Annotated in this window: 20 protein-coding genes and 1 tRNA gene; 10 read left to right on the top strand and 11 right to left on the bottom strand. The window is 63.0% G+C overall.

Annotated features, from left to right (window positions below; all coding sequences use genetic code 11):
* Positions 1-74: 74 nt before the first annotated feature.
* Complete coding sequence (locus P3T40_RS19025; RefSeq protein WP_429269423.1) at positions 75-383, bottom strand: DUF2288 domain-containing protein; 309 nt, start codon at positions 381-383, stop codon at positions 75-77.
* A 184-nt stretch (positions 384-567) separates the two neighbouring features.
* On the opposite strand from P3T40_RS19025, the gene P3T40_RS19020 reads away from it, so the two are divergent.
* On the top strand, positions 568-1,278 hold the full coding sequence (locus P3T40_RS19020; RefSeq protein WP_429269279.1) for a pentapeptide repeat-containing protein: 711 nt from the start codon (positions 568-570) through the stop codon (positions 1,276-1,278).
* 703 nt (positions 1,279-1,981) lie between these two features.
* Here the strand turns inward: P3T40_RS19020 and P3T40_RS19015 are convergent.
* From P3T40_RS19015 to P3T40_RS19005, 3 genes are all read right to left on the bottom strand, one after another.
* Positions 1,982-2,308, bottom strand: a complete 327-nt coding sequence (locus tag P3T40_RS19015) for a hypothetical protein (protein ID WP_429269278.1) — start codon at positions 2,306-2,308, stop codon at positions 1,982-1,984.
* Between the two features lie 120 nt (positions 2,309-2,428).
* A complete protein-coding gene (locus tag P3T40_RS19010) occupies positions 2,429-3,157 on the bottom strand; it encodes a peptidoglycan DD-metalloendopeptidase family protein (RefSeq protein WP_429269277.1) in 729 nt (242 codons plus the stop codon).
* A gap of 180 nt (positions 3,158-3,337) precedes the next feature.
* A complete protein-coding gene (locus P3T40_RS19005; RefSeq protein WP_429269276.1) occupies positions 3,338-4,270 on the bottom strand; it encodes an aldose epimerase in 933 nt (310 codons plus the stop codon).
* A 574-nt stretch (positions 4,271-4,844) separates the two neighbouring features.
* Between P3T40_RS19005 and P3T40_RS19000 the strand changes: the two genes are divergently transcribed.
* The 3 genes from P3T40_RS19000 to P3T40_RS18990 all read left to right on the top strand — a co-directional run bounded on the left by P3T40_RS19000 (position 4,845) and on the right by P3T40_RS18990 (position 6,369).
* The gene (locus P3T40_RS19000) at positions 4,845-5,675 is read left to right on the top strand and encodes an undecaprenyl-diphosphate phosphatase (RefSeq protein ID WP_429269275.1); all 831 of its coding nucleotides are present in this window, start codon (positions 4,845-4,847) and stop codon (positions 5,673-5,675) included.
* A gap of 261 nt (positions 5,676-5,936) precedes the next feature.
* A tRNA-Arg gene (locus tag P3T40_RS18995) sits at positions 5,937-6,013 on the top strand.
* 116 nt (positions 6,014-6,129) lie between these two features.
* Positions 6,130-6,369 carry a hypothetical protein gene (locus tag P3T40_RS18990; protein WP_429269274.1) on the top strand — a complete coding sequence of 80 codons (240 nt, stop codon included), beginning with the start codon at positions 6,130-6,132 and terminating at the stop codon, positions 6,367-6,369.
* Here P3T40_RS18990 and P3T40_RS18985 read toward each other — a convergent pair.
* Positions 6,325-6,873 (bottom strand): M48 metallopeptidase family protein, encoded by a 549-nt coding sequence (locus P3T40_RS18985; protein WP_429269273.1) that lies wholly within the window; start codon positions 6,871-6,873, stop codon positions 6,325-6,327. The two genes, P3T40_RS18990 and P3T40_RS18985, sit on opposite strands and share 45 nt — an antisense overlap.
* A gap of 140 nt (positions 6,874-7,013) precedes the next feature.
* Positions 7,014-8,984 (bottom strand): AI-2E family transporter, encoded by a 1,971-nt coding sequence (locus tag P3T40_RS18980; RefSeq protein WP_429269272.1) that lies wholly within the window; start codon positions 8,982-8,984, stop codon positions 7,014-7,016.
* Positions 8,985-9,176: 192 nt separating this feature from the next.
* Here P3T40_RS18980 and P3T40_RS18975 point away from each other — a divergent pair, with 192 nt between their 5' ends.
* The gene (locus tag P3T40_RS18975) at positions 9,177-9,668 is read left to right on the top strand and encodes a MarR family winged helix-turn-helix transcriptional regulator (RefSeq protein ID WP_429269271.1); all 492 of its coding nucleotides are present in this window, start codon (positions 9,177-9,179) and stop codon (positions 9,666-9,668) included.
* 85 nt (positions 9,669-9,753) lie between these two features.
* Positions 9,754-11,289, top strand: coding sequence for an MFS transporter (locus P3T40_RS18970; protein WP_429269270.1), 1,536 nt, complete (start codon positions 9,754-9,756; stop codon positions 11,287-11,289).
* A 10-nt stretch (positions 11,290-11,299) separates the two neighbouring features.
* On the opposite strand, the gene P3T40_RS18965 is transcribed toward P3T40_RS18970, so the two are convergent.
* A complete protein-coding gene (locus P3T40_RS18965) occupies positions 11,300-11,923 on the bottom strand; it encodes a glutathione S-transferase family protein (protein ID WP_429269422.1) in 624 nt (207 codons plus the stop codon).
* A gap of 139 nt (positions 11,924-12,062) precedes the next feature.
* Positions 12,063-12,293: a hypothetical protein gene (locus tag P3T40_RS18960; protein WP_429269269.1), complete on the bottom strand. Its 231-nt coding sequence runs from the start codon at positions 12,291-12,293 to the stop codon at positions 12,063-12,065.
* Between the two features lie 298 nt (positions 12,294-12,591).
* Here P3T40_RS18960 and P3T40_RS18955 point away from each other — a divergent pair, with 298 nt between their 5' ends.
* Together P3T40_RS18955 and P3T40_RS18950 are read left to right on the top strand one after the other, a co-directional pair.
* Positions 12,592-12,981, top strand: coding sequence for an RT0821/Lpp0805 family surface protein (locus tag P3T40_RS18955; protein WP_429269268.1), 390 nt, complete (start codon positions 12,592-12,594; stop codon positions 12,979-12,981).
* Positions 12,982-13,063: 82 nt separating this feature from the next.
* Positions 13,064-13,513 (top strand): NUDIX hydrolase, encoded by a 450-nt coding sequence (locus P3T40_RS18950; protein WP_429269267.1) that lies wholly within the window; start codon positions 13,064-13,066, stop codon positions 13,511-13,513.
* Positions 13,514-13,630: 117 nt separating this feature from the next.
* On the opposite strand, the gene P3T40_RS18945 is transcribed toward P3T40_RS18950, so the two are convergent.
* Together P3T40_RS18945 and P3T40_RS18940 are read right to left on the bottom strand one after the other, a co-directional pair.
* Positions 13,631-14,542: a transporter substrate-binding domain-containing protein gene (locus P3T40_RS18945; protein WP_429269421.1), complete on the bottom strand. Its 912-nt coding sequence runs from the start codon at positions 14,540-14,542 to the stop codon at positions 13,631-13,633.
* A 151-nt stretch (positions 14,543-14,693) separates the two neighbouring features.
* On the bottom strand, positions 14,694-16,403 hold the full coding sequence (locus P3T40_RS18940; protein WP_429269266.1) for a glutamine--tRNA ligase/YqeY domain fusion protein: 1,710 nt from the start codon (positions 16,401-16,403) through the stop codon (positions 14,694-14,696).
* Between the two features lie 251 nt (positions 16,404-16,654).
* Here P3T40_RS18940 and ggt point away from each other — a divergent pair, with 251 nt between their 5' ends.
* Both ggt and P3T40_RS18930 read left to right on the top strand, forming a co-directional pair.
* Positions 16,655-18,385 (top strand): gamma-glutamyltransferase, encoded by a 1,731-nt coding sequence (gene ggt / locus P3T40_RS18935; RefSeq protein WP_429269265.1) that lies wholly within the window; start codon positions 16,655-16,657, stop codon positions 18,383-18,385.
* Positions 18,386-18,422: 37 nt separating this feature from the next.
* The gene (locus tag P3T40_RS18930) at positions 18,423-18,986 is read left to right on the top strand and encodes an RBBP9/YdeN family alpha/beta hydrolase (RefSeq protein ID WP_429269264.1); all 564 of its coding nucleotides are present in this window, start codon (positions 18,423-18,425) and stop codon (positions 18,984-18,986) included.
* A gap of 143 nt (positions 18,987-19,129) precedes the next feature.
* Here P3T40_RS18930 and P3T40_RS18925 read toward each other — a convergent pair whose 3' ends face one another.
* Entirely contained in the window at positions 19,130-20,350 is a 1,221-nt protein-coding gene (locus tag P3T40_RS18925; RefSeq protein WP_429269263.1) for a CaiB/BaiF CoA transferase family protein, read from the bottom strand.
* Positions 20,351-20,617: the final 267 nt, after the last annotated feature.

Here is a 20,617-nt window from a genome sequence, read left to right as displayed (position 1 = left end):
AGCCGGCTCGCTGCGATGGCGAGACGCGGCACGTGGCGCGTGGCAAAAGCCGTATCAGCGTGGCGCCGCCCCGTTCACTCCCGTTCCTGCACGCAGACCCAAGGCGAGACCACCACCGCCCAGAGGTTTGGATCGCGCGCGGCGAAATCGGCGGCCGTCTCAGCCTGGATCCGCTCGAGCAGCCCCGATGAGAGCCACTGGGTGACTTGCGTTGTATCGTCGCTGGCGATGGCTTCGGCGACGCTCACCAGATCGAGGTCGCGCGCGACGTGCAGCAGGATGCCGCGGGCAAAGAAGCGCTCGAGTTCCGGCCAGCCGATCTGCGCGGTTTCCGCGAGCAGCGAGAGGTAGAGTGGGCTGTGGGCGGCTTCGTTCGAGGTCATCGGAGTAGAGGGGTAGGGACTGGCGGGCGTTACTATAAACCATCGTAGCGCGTCCGCCATGGCCACCGCAGGTTCCGGTACGCTTGGCATTTTGCGCCTGATCGGCGCTCGGGGTTTTGCTTTTACTTCATCGGACTATCACGGTCCTTGGGTCCGGCACGCACCGGACAGGAACAGTTTTTTCATGTCGATTAATTCTACGACGCCGGACACCGGCATTCATACCGTCACCGACGCGACGCTTGCACGCGAAGACGTGCAGCAGTTGATCGGCGCCAACCGGCAGCCGCTGCGCTTCGAAGACTGCGATTTCGAAGGCGCGGACCTGTCGCGGCTCGACCTTCGCAGCGCCGAATTCCATCGGTGCACCATTATCGAGAGTTCGTTTTTCGGCGCGGCGTTGACGCAAAGCCGCTGGCTGCGCTGCCGCGGACGGCAGGCGGATTTCGCCTCCGCGGACCTCGTCGAGGCAACGTTTCAGTCCAGCGACCTCAACAACACGAGCTGGCGCCGCGCCAAGCTTGCCTCGGCCAGCTACAGCGGTTGTAAGCTGACCGGCGCAAATTTCGAAGATTGCAGCGCGCTGGGTCTGAGTTTTGTCGAAACGCTGCTGATCGGTGCCTATCTGCGCGGCCTGTCGTTTCGCAAAGCCACGCTGCAGGAACTCGATTTCTCCGATGCCGATCTGTCCGGCGCCGATTTTCGCGAGGCGATCTTCGAAGGCGGCAGCCTCAAGGACGCCAGTCTCAAGGGTGCCCGCTTCGATGGCGCGGACTTGCGCCTCGTCGACCTGAGCGGCGTGCGGCTCGTCGACGCGGGACTCTTTAAGGGCGCGACAATTTCGCATCAGCAGGCCGCCGTGCTGGTAACCGAACTGGGTTTGCGCGTGCTCTGATCCGGCCGCGACGGGTCGGCGAATGATGTGCGGCACCGTTTTTTTTGCGCGAACCAGCAATTCCGGGCCGTGTCGATTGCGAATGTGCGGAATCGCTCATTCAACGGTTTATCTCGACATATTTAACCGATAAAATGCTCCGCACGATGCGAATAAATCCAAAAAATATGATGAAAGCAGATGCCGTAATGAAGAGGGTTTGTGATTAAGTTCGCTGAAAGGTGCGCTTTCGCACCAAGAGGCGCAAGTCGCGGTAATCGGAATTGGCGCGTTTTAAAATTTGACGTCTTTATCCGGGACCAGCTAAATTCATGCGGTGCAGCATTACCTTATGAGGCAAGACCAGCAAGGGTTTGGCGTTGTTTGAATGGCATCTTTTCTAGTCTGTTTGAGGCTGCCGCCTCGTTTCATTTGACTCGTTTTATTCAGTTATCTCTTTATTTTCTGTTCGCGGAATGTGTATTCCGTGCGCAGACTCACATTTTTTGCAAAATTAATCGATTGCATGAGGGTGGATGCGTTGATAGATTCCGTATTGGCGCATGGTGAACCGGTCCTTTGCCGATATGCGCCGAACCCCCGTTCGCCCGGCCCTCGAGCCGGGCTTTTTTTTTCGGGCGTTTATAGATATTGCATTTGATGCGGTTTATTCCGGTTTAATTGACATCGAGCGCGAGGTTGCACGCTCATGCGTCTCCTGCGGCTACTGCTTGCAGCGGACCACCATCGAGCGGTTCTTGACATTCGCGCCGAAGATGCCGCCGACCGTCCCGCCGGAAGTGGCGCCATTGTCGACATCCTTCGAGATCACGTCGTAGCCGTACGCGCCGCATACTTCCCCTGCGCGTTTGTAGCATTCGGCCCAGCTCTCGCTGGCGTCGCTGCCACTGCAATTGATGGCGAAGCCGGTGTCGCCGCTAGGCAGGTAGGTCATTTTGGTCGAACTGGCGCAGCCGCCGAGGCTCGCGAGCGTCAGGGCGGCGCAGCTCGCCACCACGGCGACGGCCGTTGCGGTCCAGCCAGATTTCATTGGAAGCTCCTCTTAGACGGGGTGAAGGACGCGGCGACTCGCCGTGTCCGATATCAGATGGAGCGTCGCACGGGAGCCGAGGTTCCCGTACGGGCAACGTTCAGCCTGCGAAATACGCAATTAATGTGCCGGTAGCGCGCGCGACGGATCGATCGAGCGACCCTGATAGCGCAATTCGAAGTGAAGCATCACGCGATCCGTGTCAGTGTCGCCCATTTCGGCGATCTTCTCGCCTTGCGTCACGCTTTGGCCTTCCTTCACCAGCAGCACGCGATTATGCGCATACGCGGTCAGATAGTCCGCATTGTGCTTGAGAATCAGCAGGTTACCGTAGCCGCGCAGACCATTTCCGGCGTACACCACGCTGCCGGCGGCGGCCGCGACGACTGGCGTGCCCGCGCTGGCGGCGATGTCGATGCCTTTCGAGTTCGAACCGTCGAAGCGGCGGATCACCGTGCCGTTGACCGGCCAGATGAGCGCAATCGAGGTTGCCGGCGCCGCGGCTGGCGACACGTCGTCTGGAGCGCTGCGCGGTGCCGGCGTGGCAGCGGCGCTGCCACGGCTGCCGCTTCGCGCGCCGCTGCTTGCGGTCGCGGCCGTGACCGGCGCCAAACCGCCAGGCGGCGCGATGCGCAGCACCTGGCCGACCTCGATGCTGTCCGGATTCGACAGGTTGTTCCAGCGCACGATGCTCTGGACCGACTGCCGGTTGCTGCGGGCAATCTTCAACAACGTATCGCCCCGTTCGACGCGATAGAACCCCGGACCGACTGGCGCTGACCCGCACGCGGCGAGCACGGCCAGCAACGACACGCAAGCGAGCCGTTTCATTCTTCTTGTTCCCAACATTGGACCTCGCAAAGCGCTGCCGCGCGCCGATCCCGATCACGCGACAGAGGGGCAAAAACGTCCGATTCTAACGGTTTTGCAGCGCAGCATGCGAAACGGAACGGCGTCGCGCGAGCGGCATGGCGGACACCCCAAGGCCGCACCGCACCGCAGCGCGGAGGCGGCCTTATGCGTGGCGAATCAGCGCAGGGCGCCGACGGTGATGCGCAGTGCCGCGGACTCGGTTTGCCCCGGCTCGAGCCAGCGCAGGCCGAGGCCATTGTGGATCGCATCGGGCAGGCCGAGCCAGGGCTCGATGCAATAGAAGTCCGACTCCGCAGCTTCGGTCCATGTCGTGACCGCGTACCAGGGCACCGAACCCGGTCGTTGCAGGTCGATCGTGATGGCGCGGTTCAGGCCGGGTGCCACGAGCCGCACCGGCAGGTCCGGCGCACCGTCAAGACAGTGGAAGCGGTCGAGAATGCCTGCGTCGTCGAGCGTGTAGCGCGGCTCGCCCGGCTCGGCGGCGCTGATCGAGCCGTCGGCCTGCTGAAAGCGGCGCTGGGTGCGCGGCAGCTCCAGCACGGTCTCGCTACGTTGCGCGTGGGGCAACGAGAAGTAGAAGTGATGGCCGGCGTAGTAGGGCAGTGGCGCGGTGCCGGTGTTGGTGGTCGTCAGCTCGACGTCGAGCGTGTGATCGTCGGCAAGACGATAAACCGCCTCGAAGCGGAAGCCGAACGGATAGCCAGTGCGGGTCGCGTCGCTGTCGGTAAGCGTCATGCGCAACGTGGCGCTTTCACCGGCGCCAGCGGCAGCTGCGGTGGGTTCGACGGTGGCCGCAAACGGCAGGTCGCGCGCGAAGCCGTGCATCGGCAAATCGCGCACCGTGCCGGAGGCGTCGCGCCAGCGGCCGATCTGGCCGTCGACACGATGGCGCCCGAGAAACGGAAACAGCAGCGGATTGCCGCCGCGGATTCTCGCGGGTTGGCTCCAGTCGGCCACGTCGGGCCAGTGGATCATCGGCTGTCCGTCGATATGCCACGACAGGAGCCGGCCGCCGGCTTGCGGCGCGAAGCGCAAGAGCGATGCGCCTTGTGCAATCTCAATGATGTCCTGATGCTGGAATTGGGCCATGTTGGACGGTCTGGTTGGAAGCAGTCTGGAAGCGGTGGATTCACGGCCGCGCCAAAAAAAGCGCGGCACGAGGCCGATTTTGCGCTGCTTTGAGCTACGGGGAAACCCTTCTCGGGCAATTACGGGTTCGCGCCACCGGGAAGGGTGACCATAATCCGGCAGATCGCCCGGTCGTTTCAAGCGCCGGGCCTGACCGGATTCCGGAGGTGTCATGGATCTCGCAATGGCAATGGCTGTCGCCCTGTTCGGCATGTTTGCCGTCAGCACGGTGTACTTCTTCCACCAGCTCGAACGCTAGCGTCGATGTCCTGATGCCCGCCGCGCCGCCTCCTGCGACGCGGATCCGCCCCGTTCGTCACCTCGCGCAGCTTCGCCGCGAGGGCGTCCCCCGAATGGCTTGCGGCGGCGTAACAACCGTTTCGAGTTGTGTCGCAACGCATCAAAATTTCCCCAAACGTGGCTCAAACGCTTGGCGCTGACATAGCGGCCAGGCATAATCGGTGCGCTTCCAGACGTCGGTTCCACCAGGCCGGCGTGCTGCTCCTTATTCTTCACTCACTAAAAGGACCGCCGCGTGAGCTTGTTGTTTCTGATTTTTCTGAGCGTGCTGCAGGGCGTCACGGAACTGTTCCCCGTCAGCAGCCTCGGTCACACCCTGCTCGTGCCCGCGCTGTTCGGCATGCATATCGACGAGCATGCGCCGCAGTTGCTGCCGTTCCTCGTCGCGCTGCATCTCGGCACGGCGCTCGCGCTGCTGTGGTACTTCCGCAAGCGTTGGGTCGCGCTGATCGGCGGCTTCTTCGCCTCGCTCGGTGGGCGCCGCAACGACGACGGCCACATGATGTGGGCGTTGATCATCGGCACGATTCCGGCCGGTCTGGTCGGTCTGGTGCTCGAAAAGCGCCTCGAGCGGCTGTTCCACGATCTGCGCATCGTGGCGATCGCGCTGATCGTCAACGGGGTGCTGTTGTGGTTCGGCGACCGCCTGCAGCGCGCGCGTGTGCATCAGGCGCCGGAGAAGTTGACGTTTCGTCAGGCGTTCTTTGTCGGGCTGGCGCAGATCGGCGCGCTGATTCCGGGTTTTTCGCGCAGCGGTCTGACGATGATCGCCGGCAATGCGGCGGGCCTGAGCGCGGAGAAGGCGGCGGAGTTTTCGTTCCTGCTCGGCACGCCGATCATTTTTGCGGCCGGCATACTCGAACTGCCGAAGCTATTTCATGCGCCCGGCCAACTGGGCGACGCGCTGCTCGGTGGCGTGCTGACTGCCATCGCCGCGTATCTGAGCGTGCGCTTTCTGATGCGTTATTTCGAGGGGCGCGGGCGCCTCGCGAGCTTCGGCGTGTACTGCGTGATCGCGGGTATCGTCTGTCTTGGCTGGTTCATGCTGCACGCGCAGCCGGCCTGAGCGCGCAGCGGCCGTGATGCGGGGAGGGCCGTGCCAGCCGGGCTCGCTGGCGTGGCCTGCCGGGCAGGTTCGGTTATAATCCGGCCCCTGCAATGGCTGCTGAGCGTGGCCGGCTGTTGGCTTCTTGCCGTCGCGAGGTAGGTACTCGCTTGCGGCAGCGGCCGGGCAGGCCGTGGCGGTCGTATCGACACTGACCGCTTATTGATCAGCCGAGGCGTTTGTTGCCCGGTCGGTTAAAATTTCGCTGTCGCCTCGTATTTTCCGCCCTTAGCTCAGACGGATAGAGCAACGGCCTTCTAAGCCGTAGGTCACACGTTCGAATCGTGTAGGGCGGGCCACCCATTCCTCGTCGCAGAGATTGAGCTGCGTCCGCTGCCTTACCGTCTCTTCCCCAAGCTCAAGCTTGATGCGTCGTCGACGTTATCCCGTGTGGCACCCCACACCGGAGGCTCGTATGTCCGCAGCAACGCCTGATCAGATTGCACAGAAAGTGCGTATCAACCCGATCGTGATTGTCATTGGCAGCGGCGAGACCACGCGATCCCTGCGTTACCGCGGCAAACATACGTTGCACGCGGTGCTCGGTTTTCTGCGCAACCAGCGCGAATCTCGTGCGCTCGTGTACAGCCACAGGACGAACGGGAAGATGCTATGGATCGACGTCCAGACCGGGGCGTTTTGCGACCTGCATTGAGATGGACTGCTCGCGCACGAGCTCACGATGCGTCAGATAGAGACGCAAGTCGAACTCGGTCTGATGATAGCCGGGCTGCATGAACTCACAGAGCCGGTAGAACGCCTTGTTGTGATCGCTTTCTTTCAGGTGCGCGAGTTCGTGCACGACGATCATCTGTAGGAACTCGGGTGCGCCCTCCTTGAACAACGAGGCAATGCGAATCTCTTTCTTCGCCTTCAGCTTGCCGCCTTGCACGCGCGAGATGGTCGTGTGGAGGCCCAGGGCGTGCCGCAGCACGTCGAGCTTGCTGTCGTAGACGACCTTGTCGATGGCGGGGCCGCTGCGCAGGAATTCACGTCGCAGATCGGCGACGTATTCGTACAGCGCGCGGTCGGTTTGCACCGTGTGCCTGCGCGGATATTTATCGGCGAGATATGCGCCCAGTTGCTGTTCGGCGATCAGTCGACGAACCTTGTCCTGGAGCGCAGCCGGATACGCGCTGAGGTATTTCAGATGCTGCATGGCGGGGTCGAGCGTTCGGTGGAGGCCTGGAACGTATTGTACCGGCGGCGCCTCGGCGGTTATTTTGGCCGTTGTTTGGCGGCGTCCGCGCAACGATCCCGCCGCGCAGTGGCGCCGGATCCGCGCGAACGACAGCTTGCTTAAGCGGCTCCTTGAGGGGCCCCTTGAACTTGTTCCTGCCGTGGCTGTTCAGGACGCGGCGTCGCGAGCGAAGCCGCGAGGCACTCTTCGATCAGGCCGCGAAACGTCGTGGCGTTGCGGGTGTTGGCCGGCGTTGCGTCATCCACCGCGCTTTCCGACAGGCCGCCGAAGCCGACTATCACCGTCATGGGTTTGGGTTGATTGCGGATGCGTCTGAGCAGGTTGCGCAAATACGGTGGCGACTCGGCGGCGTCGAGCGACACAACGCAGAGAGTCGTCGCGCTGTCGATTTTCCGCGCTTCGCTGCGCGTACTGCGGAATTGCTCGTAGGTCGTCGCGACAGTCGTGATGTTTCGCCGGCCGAGCAATTGCACGGCAATTGCCGCGGCCACTTCGTCGAACGCGCCGCGTCCCGAGATGCACAGCACCATGGCGTTGCCCATGCCGTGCGGCTGCGCGTCCGCACTTGCGATGCCGCCGCCGTAATGCGGCTCGGTTCGGCCGTGATCGTGATCGTGGCCGTGCGTCGCATCGGCCGCCTCTGACTTCACGATCCCGTCCGCCAGGCCGTCGACCGTTTCGAGGTTCTCGATGATATCGACCACCGCCTCGTTAAAGCGCGCGAGTTGCTCTGAAGTCAGCACGCCGCGCAGCGCGTCGTTACGCGCGAGCCGCAGCCCTTCGAGTACGACCTGATCGTAGTAATCGGTTACCGACATCTCGCTGAGCAGTCGGTCGGCCTGCACGATGGCTTCATGCGGATCGTCCGCCAGCAGCCGTTGATAGAACGTCTGCGCGGGCGTCAGCGCCGGCTGGTCGCCGAGCAGGATGGTCAGGAAGTTGAGCCGGTCGGCATAGCGTCCGAGGGTGACGAGGCACAGTGTGAGTGGGGTCGACAGCACGAGCCCGACGGGGCCCCACAGCCAGCTCCAGAAAATCGCGGCAACCACCACGGCGAGCGGCGAGAGGCCCGAGCGGCGGCCGTACAGATACGGCTCGGCCACTTGGCCTGCCACGAGATCGACAACCACGAACAGGATGAAGGTCCACACGGCCATGGTCCACTGCGGCTGAATGGCAGCGCCAAGGCACGTTGCGAGCAACGCGGCAATCCAGATGCCGATGTACGGCACGAAGCGCAGCAGCGCCGCGACGACACCGAATAGCAGCGCGCCCGGAACGCCGATGCCCGCGAGACCGACGGCGATCACCGCGCCCACGCTGAGGTTCAGGCCCAGTTGCGCGACGAAGTAGCGGCTCAGACGGCTCGCGGCGTCGTTGATGGCGGTGGTGGTGCGATGCAGGTCGCGCGAGCCGAACAGGCTGATCAGGCGGTCGCGCAGATCCTCACGTTGCAACAGGATAAAGATGGTCACGACCAGCACGATGAAGGTCGTCTCAAGCGGCGCGATGGCTGGCGAAAACGCTCGTTGTGCCAGTTGCATCGGCGTGAGCGCCGGTTCGTGCACTTCGACGGGCATGGGTGGCTGCGGGGCGTTCCGGCTCGCTCTGCCGAAACTGCGCGGCGCCGCCGGGCGCGACGGCGCGACCCGCTGCAGCGTCAACGCGGCTTTGCCCAGCAGGACATCGGCGCGGCCGACAGTCTTTTCCTGCACGGTCTCAATCTTCTGTTCGATGGCGACCTGATATTGCGGCAGATCGGCCGCGAGCTGGACGATCTGTGCCGTGATGAGCGCGCCCGCGCCCAGCACGATGGCGAGCGCGAAGAACACCGCAATGAAAATCGACGGCAACTGCCCCATGCGCAGACGCCGCAGCGTCGCTACCAGCGGCGCGAGCAGGAAGCTGAGCAGCACCGACAGCGTGATCGGAATCAGGACGGCGCGGCCGAAATACAGCCCGCACACCACGACGACACCGGTAATCACCGACGCGAGGCCGTGCAGGCTGGGCGAGCCCGGCGGATACACGCGGTTGGACCGTCCGTGGGGCGGCAACGAAAGTTTCATTTTGGCGACAGTCTGGTTGGCGGGGCAGGCACAGGCTCCTCAGGACCTCGAGGATACAACTGCGAGCATAGCAATTCACACGCCCGAGGCGCAGTTTCGGGCCCACGCGTCGGGGCAGCGATTTTGCAGCAAGCTTGCCAGTTCGCGACATTGCGGTAGAATACAGGTATATACCTGTAATTTGAGTGCGCCATGAAGACTGGTCGAGCTGCTGCGCAACCGCATCACGGAAGCCCAAGCGTCTGCGTCAACGCGGCAATCCGCCGGGCTGCGCGCCGTATGGGACAGATCTACGACGATGCCTTCGAGTCATGCGGGCTGCGCGCAACGCAGTATTCGTTGCTGGTGCAGATCGATCGTGTCGGCACCCCCACCATGCGTGTGCTGGCCGACAACCTGGTGATGGACCTGTCGGCCCTCGGTCATACGTTGAAGCCGTTGATCCGCGATGGTCTCGTGGAACTGGTGGTGGACGAAGAAGACCGCCGCAGCCGCCGTGTTCACCTCACGAAAGACGGCCGCCACAAGCTGGAGGAAGCGCGGGTGATCTGGAAGAAAGTGCAGATCAGCTTCGACGATGCCTTCGGCAAGCCGGCCGCAGCGCAACTGCGGGCCACGCTCGATCTGATCGCGTCGCCGGATTTTTCGGAGCGCATGACTGCGCTGCTCGAATCGATGTCGTAAGTGGTCCCGTCCGCAGCCGGCGTGGCGTGGCCGCATGGCGGCATGGCTTGCTGCAGTACCCCGATGTATTCCACAGGTGGTCGAAATGCAAAACAGGTTGCTGCTCTTGCTGTGCGTGTCTGTGCCGTCGTTCATGATCAACCTCGATGCCAACATCGTCGCGGTCTCGCTGACGTCGATCGCGCGCTCCTTGCACGCGGATTTCGCGGCGATCGAATGGGTGATCAGCGCCTACACGCTGGCTTTCGCCACTCTCGTCATGCCGGCGGGGGCGCTGGCCGATCGCTTCGGGCGCAAGCGCATGCTGGTGGTGGGGCTGGCCATCTTTACGCTTGCTTCTGGCATCTGCGGCGCGGCGACTTCTACGACGCTGCTCAACTACGCCCGCGCCTTGCAGGGGGTGGGCGCGGCGCTCCAGTTGAGCGCCGCGCTGGCAATCCTGGCGCATGGTTTTCAGGGCCGCGAGCGCGCTAGCGCATTCGCGTTCTGGGGTTCGGTGATTGGCGTTGCCATCATGCTTGGGCCGGTGGCGGGCGGCTTGATCACGCAACTGTTCGGCTGGCAGTGGGCCTTCTACGTCAACCTGCCCGTCGGTGCCGCGATGATCGCGCTGACGCTCTATGCGGTGAAGGAGTCGAAAGACCCGCATGCCATGCGCGTCGATATCGCTGGCGTCCTGACCTTTAGCGGCTTTCTCGGGCTGACTACGCTCGCACTGATTTCCGGCAACCGGGCCGGCTGGCTAAGCAAGCCGATTCTCGTCGAGCTGGGTGTTGCCGCCGCCATGCTGATCGCCTTCGTGTTGGTCGAGACGGTACAGTCCCGACCGATGGTCGATCTGAAGTACTTTTTGCGCCGCACCTATCTTGGCGCGAACATTGCGGGTGTCGCTTATGCCGTTGCGTTCCTGACGATGCTGACGTATCTGCCGTTTTTCTTCCAGAGCGCGCTGGGTTATGCGCCGCTCACAGCCGGGCTCTTGATGTTGCCGCTTGCCGTGCCGCTGTTCGTCGTGCCGCGCATCGTCGCGCTCTATCTCGACCGGCGATTGTCTGGCCGCGCACTGCTCGTGATCGGACTGGTCTGCGTCGGCACCGGGCTCCTGCTCACGGCGTTGCGAATCACGCTATTTCACTACTCGGCGATTTTCGAAAGCATGCTGATCGCTTCGATGGGTGCCGGCATTCTGAACGGACAGATTGCCAAAGTCGGCATGACCGTGATTCCCGTCGAGCGCGCAGGCATGGCATCGGGCGTATCCGGGACGATGCGCTTTAGCGGAATCGTGGTCGGCTTCGCGGCTCTGGGGGCCATCCTGTTCGCGCGGATTGGCGGGAGCGTTGCCGATGCCTTGCCCAATCTGGCCGGCACAGACCGGCTGGCGATCACGCATGCGATCGCCAACGGCAATCTTGCCTCGGCCACGGCGCTGCTTCAGGCGCATGACGGCGCCACGTCCATTGCGCGGAGTAGTCTCGGCTACGGTTACGAAGGCGTGTTGCTGGCGGCGGGCATCATTGCGCTAAGTGCAGCCGCACTGTGCTGGTGGCTCGTGAGCGCAGAGGAAACCGCGCCGCATGAAGCCGCGGCGGCCCAGGTGATGGAATTGTCTGTGGACTGATCGCGGGGGATCATGGCGTGCCGTTTCGGCAATAGGCGACGAAGCCTGGCCGATCGGCCAGCCGCTCGAAATAGTCGGACACCGCAGGAAAATGCGGATGGGCCAGCGGCGTGTTAAACCAGCGGTTGAGCGACAGTCCAATCGGGATATCCGCGAGAGAGAAATCCCGCCCTGCGATAAACGCGCCCGTCGAATCGAGCTGTCTGTCGAGTATTCCAATATGCTTCGCCCAATTGGCGGATGATGCCTTGATCGCTTCGGCATCCTGATGATCGGGTGACTTTCTGACAAGGGCGAGGAAAGCGTAGCTCCACGACCGGTTCAGCTCCGACGCTTGCCAGTCTATCCACTGATCGATACGCGCTCGCGCTTGCGGATCGGCGGGGTAGATCTGCGCGCCGCCGTAGCGGGACGCCAGATAGCGAATAATCGAATTGGATTCCCAGAGCACGAAGTCGCCATCCTTGATGACGGGCACCATGGCATTGGGATTGAGCGCGAGAAAGTCTGCGGTATCGGTTGACCGGAAACCGGATCCCCAATCTTCCTGTTCAAACGGCAATTGCAACTCCGCGCAGGTCCAAAGCACCTTGCGGACGTTGATCGATGTGATTTTCCCGAGTAGTTGCAGCATGCTCAGTCCAGTGAGTGGCGGCATGCGTGATTCTAGGGGAGACGGGTAAGGGCGGACAGATACAGTTCAGGGAGGGACGGACGGTGCACTCAGGCCGCTTAGGAGGGGCGATTCAGGCCGCTGTGAGGTTGCTTGGGCGTTAGCCCTTGATCAGCAAATAGCAGCCGCCGACCAGCAGCACAAACGATGCGAGCAGCGTGACGGTACCCGCGCGGGTCACAAGGCTTGGCCACTTTGGGCGCGGCAGTGCCTCGATGCTGATGATGCTCGGCACCGGCGCGGGGTCGCGCCGCACGAAGAACGGCACAAGTGCGATGCAAAAGAGCACGAGCACAAACGAGAAAAACTTGAGAGCGAACGAGAGTTCCATGAGAGCGACGGACGGTAATGCGCGCATAGGTTTTGCGCTGAACAGCCAATCTTATGAATTCCTTGCGACAACGAATATGAGACGAGTCCGAAAACACCGCTAATGAGATGAGTTACCTGCGTAGGTTAGCGTTGTGCATCGCTCGGATACTGGCGTGGAAGGCCGCGCGCCATTGCACGAATCCGGTGTCAAGGTGACGCGCCGAGTCACTCGCACACGGGCGGCATGCTATCCTTTTCAGGTCCAGATCACGAACCGCTTCGTGACCGCCCGAACGATCTCTCGAGGAGAACACTCAATGTCGATGCGAACCCGTGCCCTGTTTCATGTCACCGTGGGCGGACTGCTGCTGGCTGCAACAGTTGGCGCTTACGCAGCGAACCTCGGCTTCCTTGGCGACACCCCGATCGCCTACATGAAGCAGCGTGACGTCGACTCGGTGAAGACTGCTGTGTTCAGCGCGCTCGACTCGAAACAGGATGGCGAAGCCGCCACCTGGGTCAACGATGGTACGGGCAACAGCGTACACATTGACGCAACGATCACCCCGCAGAGCACCGCAAAGGACGGCGATCGCACCTGTCGCGACGTGGCGGTGGTGCTGAACGCGAAAGGGCAGTCGATGACACTGCGTCCGCAGTTCTGCCGGGAAGGCAGTGGCACGTGGCACCTTCAGAAGAAGCATTGAGCGGGCGTAGAAGCAGCGCTGCCGTGACGCCCTGGCCGCTTGAAGTTTTCCTGGCGCCGCGGCCCCGCGGCGGCGTCACGCAGTGAGCGCGCGCGTCGTCTCCTGCGGCGTCGTTCTGCTCGATCCGCATGGACGCGTGTTGCTCGCGCATGCCACCGAGACGTCCCATTGGGATATCCCGAAAGGGCATGGCGAGGAGGGCGAGGCGCCGCACGTCACGGCGCTGCGCGAGATGGTCGAGGAGACCGGCATCGTGATCGCGGCCGAGCGCCTGAAAGATCTCGGCCTGTTCGTCTACCGGCGTGACAAGGATCTGCATCTGTTCGCGGCACGTGCTCATGACGACGAGCTCGATCTGACAGATTGCGTCTGCACTTCGATGTTTCCACGCCGCTCGGACGGCACGCTCATTCCCGAAATGGACGCTTATCGCTGGGCCGCGCCGGAGGAAGTCGAACGGTATGCGAGCCGCAGTCTGTCGCGTCTGTTCCAGACGACGTTGTCGCTGGCAGAACTGCATCGCAGCTTCTGAATGTAGGCGCGGCAGGAAACCAGGCTTCTCCCGCAAGCAGGGCCCGGCCAACGGTCTGCTACAAGCCGGGTCAAGCCACCGCACCCACCTCAAGCGGGATGCGAGCGCGAGGCGCGCTCAGTCGAGCGCGCGATCGTTCGGATGCGCGAACAACGCGCGCATCGCCGCCGACAGCGGGAAATTGAGATTGATACCGTGGGGCGGAATCGGCTGCGTGAACCACACGTTGTAGAGACGCTCCGCTTCGCCGGACGTCTGCATCCGCTCAATCACGCCATTCACAAGCTCGCGCATCGGCGCGTCGCCTTTGCGGAACATGCACGCGTAGACCTCATAGCCGAGCGGCGTACCTGTTATCAGGAAGTCGTCCGGGTGCGGGTCGGTGGCCTTGAAGCCATAGATGATCGGTTCGTCCATCACGAAGGCCACCGCACGGTCCTCCTTGAGCGCGGCAAACGCGTCCGAGTGATCGCGCACGCTGGTAATGCGCATATTGAGATGCTTATCCGCGTTCAGCTCACGAAGCAACCGCTCATCGGACGTGCCTGCTGTGGTCACCACGGCCTTACCGGCCAGGTCCGGAAAATCGCTGATGCCGCTACTGCGGCGCACGATCATTCGGACCGCATACTGGAAGAAGCTATCGGAAAAGGCCGCTTCGCTTTCGCGCTCACGCGTGTGCGTGGTCGAGCCGCATTCCAGATCGATCTGGCTGTTCTGCAGCATTGGGATGCGGTTCGACGAGGTCACTGCAACTTCGCGCACCTTGAGATCGGGCAGGCCAAGCGTCTTCTTGAGCTGGTCGACGATCGCAAGCGCAATGGTTTGCGAATAGCCCACCGTGCCGTGGCCGTCGAAGTAGGAGAAGGGGATGGAGGCTTCGCGCACGCCGAGCAGGACGATCCCATCGTCGTGGACTTTCTTGAGCGTGCCGGTGAGTTCCTGCGCGTGCGCGGAGCATGCGAGCCATGCCGTAACCAGCGCGACCAGTGTGGCGCGCGTACGTGACGGACGGCGGGCTGCAAACATCATCGTTCCTCCCGGAGCGGTGCGCGCACCGTCACTCTAGCTGAACCGTTGTGCGACGAACGGACCGGACCCCGTGGAAATTGCGGACACCCACGCGGTCCGGCGAAAACGCGCTGCGGCTGCAGTCAGCCGCCTGGTCAGCAGGCCCAGCTTACGCTGGCTTGCCCCAACTGTCGCGCAGAGTGACGATGCGATTGAATACAGGTTTGCCCGGCTTGGAATCGACGCGGTCGGCGACGAAGTAACCATGCCGCTCAAACTGATAGCGTTGCTCCGGCAGCGCATCGCGCGCGCCCGGTTCCAGGTAGGCCTGTACCACCCGCTTCGAGTCCGGATTGAGCGCCTCGAGGTAATCGCGGCCGCCTGCATCCGGCTGCGGTTCCTTGAACAGGCGGTCGTAGATCCGCACTTCGGCTGGGACAGCGCCCGCGGCGCTGACCCAGTGGATGTTGCCCTTGACCTTGTAGTTGTTCGCGCCTTCGGTGCCCGATCTGCTGTCCGGGAAGTAATTGCAGTGGACGGCGACGACGTTGCCGTTCTCGTCCTTGTCCGCACCCGTGCACTCGATCACGTAGCCGTAGCGCAGGCGCACCTTGTTGCCCGGGAACAGACGGAAGTAGCCCTTGGGCGGCGTTTCGGTGAAGTCGTCGCGTTCGATCCACAGCTCGCGCGAGATGGGGAAGAGGCGCGTGCCGTGCTCCGGATGATGCGGGTGCACCGGCGCGTTGCATTCTTCGGTGAGACCTTCAGGGAAGTTGTCGATGATCAGCTTCACCGGATCCAGCACGGCGGCCGTGCGTGGTGCCTTGTCGTCGAGGTCGTCGCGCAGCGCGCCCTCGAACACGCTCATGTCGATCCACGAATCGACCTTCGTCACGCCGATGCGGTCGCAGAACAACTGGATCGCCTCCGGTGTGAAGCCGCGCCGGCGCACCCCTACGATGGTGGGCATGCGCGGGTCGTCCCAACCGTCCACATGACCTTCGGTGACGAGTTGCAGCAGCTTGCGCTTGCTGGTGATTGCGTACGTCAGGTTCAGGCGCGAAAACTCGATTTGCTGCGGCAGCGGGCGGGTGAACACGCCGGCGTCGGCCAGTTCGTTCAGGATCCAGTCGTACAGCGGCCGGTGGTCTTCGAACTCCAGCGTGCACAGCGAATGCGTGATGTTTTCCAGCGCGTCCGAAATGCAGTGCGTGTAGTCGTACATAGGATACACGCACCACGTGTCGCCGGTGCGGTAGTGATGGGCGAAACGGATCCGGTAGATGACCGGATCGCGCATGTTGAAGTTCGGCGATGCCATGTCGATCTTCGCGCGCAGCACATGCTCGCCTTCCTTGAACTCGCCGGCCTTCATGCGGCGGAACAGATCGAGGTTCTCCTCTACCGAACGTTCGCGGAACGGCGAGAGCGTGCCGACTTCCGTAGCCGAGCCGCGATTGGCGCGCATTTCCTCGGCCGACTGGCTGTCTACATAGGCCTTGCCGCGTTGGACCAGCAGTTCGGCGAACTCGTACAGCTTGTCGTAGTAGTCGCTTGCGTAGTAAAGATGTTCGTTATCGTCCTTCTTCCATTCGAAACCGAGCCACTTCACGGCGTCGATGATCGACTCGACGTACTCGACGCTTTCCTTTTCCGGATTGGTATCGTCAAAACGCAGATGGCAAATGCCGCCGTAGCTGCCGGCCACGCCGAAGTTCAGGCAGATGCTCTTCGCATGGCCAATGTGCAGATAGCCGTTCGGCTCAGGCGGGAAGCGCGTTTCCACACGCTGGCCCCACTTCCCGGAGCGGTTGTCTTCGTCAATGATGTTGCGAATGAAATTGGATGCCGCTGGCGCGTCGTTGCGTTCGGTATTCATGCGAAAAGAAGAAGGTCGGTCGAGGGCGCGTGGTGCGCTCACTTATCTGTCAATTCTACCTGACGAGTACCCTTCTGGCAGACCGAGTGCGGCGTCCAGCCAACGGTTGGAGGTTTTTCGGGCGCCGTTGCACGCTGTAACAGGACGTAAATCGCTTTGTTCGCGCACGAGCGGCCACCTTAGGATGCGACCGTCGCGGCGCCGTACTGATCGCCTGGCAGCACCTGAAACTCGTCTGAAAGGAATCCATCATGAGCCACGCCACCACCATCGCGCTGAAACTGACCGCGGCCGCCGTGCTGTTTGCCGTCTGCGTTGCGGGTCTCGTCACGACCCCGCCGGCGCTGGCGAAAACGGCCCCGAAGCCGGTTCTGGACGGCTCGGCCGTGGCGGTGCCCGATCAGTACAGTGCCGACACGGCGCAGCAGATCTTTGCCGAAGGCGGTAACGCGGTGGATGCCGCCGTGGCGATTGCCTTCACCCTCGCCGTAACCTATCCCGACGCGGGCAATCTCGGCGGCGGCGGCTTCATGACGCTATATGTGGACGGCAAGCCGTATTTCCTAGACTACCTGGAACGCGCGCCGCAGACGGCGACGCGCGACATGTACCTCGACGACAAGGGCAAGCCCATCCCGGGCATGAGCGAGATCGGCGCTCGCGCCGTGGGCGTGCCGGGCACGGTCGATGGCCTGTGGGAGGCACAGCGGCGCTTCGGCAAGCTGAAGTGGAAACAGGTGCTGGCGCCGGCCATCCACTATGCAACAGATGGGTTCAAGGTCGATTCACGGCTGCAGAAGACCCATGACGATGCCGCGTCGGGTTTCGCCGGCAAGACCAACTTCGATGCGTACTTCTCCAACCTGAAGGCGGGCGTCAATTTTCGGCAGCCCGAGTTGGCGCAGACACTCGGGCGCATCGCCAGTGACGGCGGGCGTGAGTTCTACGAGGGGCACACGGCTGATCTGATCACGAACCAGATGTACGGCCACGGGCTCGTCACCAAACAGGATCTGCTGCAGTACAAGGCGATCTGGCGTCAACCTTTGAGCGCCGACTGGAACGGCTACCAGATTGTCACGGCGCCGCCGCCAAGCTCGGGCGGCATTGGACTGATCCAGATGCTCAAGATGAAGGCCGATCTGAAGCAGGCGTTCGGCGGCCTCGACCTGAATTCCGCCCCGTATATCCACCTGATCGCGCAGATCGAGGACCGGGTGTTTGCCGACCGCCAGCAATACCTGGATGACCCGGATGCGACGCCAGTGCCGGTCGACAAGCTGATCGACGACGCGTATCTCACACAACGTGCCGACGAAGTGAGCCCTGACGAAGTGCCGGGCGCGGCGGCCGTCAAACCGGGTCTCGCCGATGCGACGGCCGAAAAGCCGCAGACGACGCACTTCTCGGTGGTCGACAAATGGGGCAACGCGGTTTCGAACACCTATACGCTCGACGGCTCATTTGGTTCGGGCGTGGTGGTAGACGGCGGCGGTTTTCTGCTCAACGACGAGATGGACGATTTCGTCACCACGCCCCGTGCCGCGAACTCTCCGGGCGCGAGCGGCGCCTCGGCCGATGAGCTGAACACGATTGCGCCGGGCCGGCGGCCGCTGTCGTCGATGACTCCAACCCTCCTGCTCAAGGACGGCAAGGTGGCCCTCGCGATCGGCACACCGGGCGGCTCGCGGATCTTCACGACGATTTTCCAGGTGATGACGGATATATACGATTTCGGCATGTCGCCGGCCGACGCGTTGGCCGCGATGCGCTTTCACCATCAGTTGCTGCCGCAGAAGACGATCTATTCGGAGCCGTATCATCCGATTACGGGCGATCTGGCCGAGCAACTGAAGGCCAAGGGTTATACGCTGGAGGAGCAGTCGTTCAACGGCGATGTGCAGTTGATCCGGGTGGACGGCACGACGCCGCAACCGTCCGCCGACCCGCGCGGCGTGGGCGTGGCGCGGGTATTCCAATGAGCGGCGAGCCGTAATCACATAGCGACGGGGCAGTGCGATGATCGAGCAGACGGTGTTGGTGTTGCCGGGTTACATGAACTCGGGCGAGGGTCATTGGCAAACGCGTTGGGAAACCTTGCATGCGGGTTTTGAGCGCGTGCAGATGCCGGATTGGGATCATCCGGTGCGCGATGCCTGGTGCCGTACGCTCGAGGCGGCGGTGGTTGCGTCGGCGCGGCCGGTTGCTTTTGCCGCGCATAGTCTGGGTTGTCTCACCGTGGCTTTTTGGGCCGCGCAATACGCGAGCGCCCGGAGCCTCTCGAAAGTGGCGGGCGCGCTGCTGGTTGCGTTGCCCGATCCGTCCGGCGCGGCGTTTCCGCCGGACGCGAGCGGTTTTGCGCCGGTGCCGCTGGCAGCGTTGCCCTTCCCCACTGTGGTGGTGGCCAGTACGGACGATCCGTATGGCGGCATTCCGTTTTCGCAGGAATGCGCGGCGGCGTGGGGCAGTAGCTGGCGCGAGATCGGTGCGCGTGGGCATATCAACGCCGACAGTGGTCTCGGCGACTGGGATGAGGGGCGGCAGTGGCTGGCGTCGCTCGCGCGGGGGGCGGCGGGTGGGTGAGGGCCGGCGCGGTGGGCTGTGCGTCGCGGCCCCGCTCGGCGTGAGTTGACGCTGGACGCAGGTTCGCGTTCAGGGCCGGCCCAAGCTATGGTCCGGTAAAGCGATATCTCAGCCCGCGCATTCCGCGACGCTTCGCCACGGCTTCAAATAACCGACTTTCCGCGCAACTGCGCAATTCGCTCGTCGTCGTACCCCAGTACCTCGCGCAGGACGCTGTCGGTATGCTCGCCGAGCGTCGGCGGATGAGCGAGTGCCTGCGGAGGCGTCCCGCTCATGTTGATCGGATTGCGTACCAGCTTCACCGTACCGCCGGACGGATGCGGCAGATCGACCTGCATCCCTCGCGCGACGACCTGCTCGTTCTCGAACACCTCCGCCAGATCGTTGATCGGGCCGCAGGGCACGCCGGCGGCTTCGAGCGCGGAAATCCATTGCTGCTTGCCGAGCGTGCGGACCATCTCTGCGAGGATCGGCACCAGCGTGTCGCGATTGCGCACGCGCTCCGGGTTGGTGGCGAAACGCTCGTCGTCAGCGAGTTCGGGCCGCCCCCCCGCTTCGACGAATTTCCGGAACTGCCCGTCGTTGCCCACGGCGACGATGATCCAGCCGTCGCTGGTCTGAAAAGTCTGATACGGCACGATGTTCGGGTGCGCGTTGCCCCAACGCACCGGCGGCTGGCCGCTTGCGAGGAAGTTCGAATTCATGTTCGCCAGCATCGCGACCTGCACGTCGAGCAGCGCCATGTCGATGTACTGGCCTTCGCCCGTGCGGTCGCGGTGGGTGAGGGCGGTAAGCACGGCAATGGTCGAATACATGCCGGTCATCAGATCCGCGATCGCCACGCCTGCCTTTTGCGGACCGCCCCCGGGCAAGCCGTCGCGCTCCCCAGTGATGCTCATGAAGCCGCCGATTCCCTGCACGATAAAGTCATAGCCTGCCCGCTGCGCATACGGTCCGGTCTGACCGAAGCCGGTGACCGAGCAGTAGACGATGTCCGGCTTGACCTCTTTCAGCGACGCGTAGTCGAGCCCGTATTTCTTCAACTGGCCGACCTTGTAGTTTTCCAGCACCACGTCGCTTTGCGCGGCCAGTTCACGGATGATGCGCTGGCCTTCGGGCGTGGCGATGTCCACGGTTACCGAGCGCTTGTTGCGGTTCGCCGCGAGGTAGTAGGCGGCTTCGTGCGTATCCGCGCCGTCCGGCGTTTTCAGGTACGGGGGACCCCAGTGGCGGGTGTCGTCCCCGACTTCCGGGCGTTCGACTTTGATGACGTCTGCACCGAAATCGGCGAGTGTCTGTGCGCACCACGGACCGGCGAGTACGCGGGTGAGGTCCAGTACGCGGATATGACTGAGAGCGCCCATATTCTTTCGATGTCTCCTTGTTGGCCGAGCGGTGAGGCCAGCGCGCCCCAGGCGCGCGCTGTGGCGATAATGCACATGTCGTCGCAGTGGCAATGTGCAGAATCTTAAGCGATTCCTGCTTGCCGGCCCATTCAGCCGGATGGCATAGGACGAATGACATGCCCCTAAACGCGGCAGCCGGGGCCAAAACCTGGCCAAACGGCTAATCCTGCCCACGAGGCGGTGCGCGCCGCCGCCTAAGGGCCCCGATCCCGTATAATCAGTCGT

Source organism: Paraburkholderia sp. EB58 (assembly GCF_050436665.1).
Classification (GTDB): domain Bacteria; phylum Pseudomonadota; class Gammaproteobacteria; order Burkholderiales; family Burkholderiaceae; genus Paraburkholderia.
Note: the sequence above shows the minus strand (reverse complement) of the source record. Positions and strands in the feature narration are given on the sequence as shown.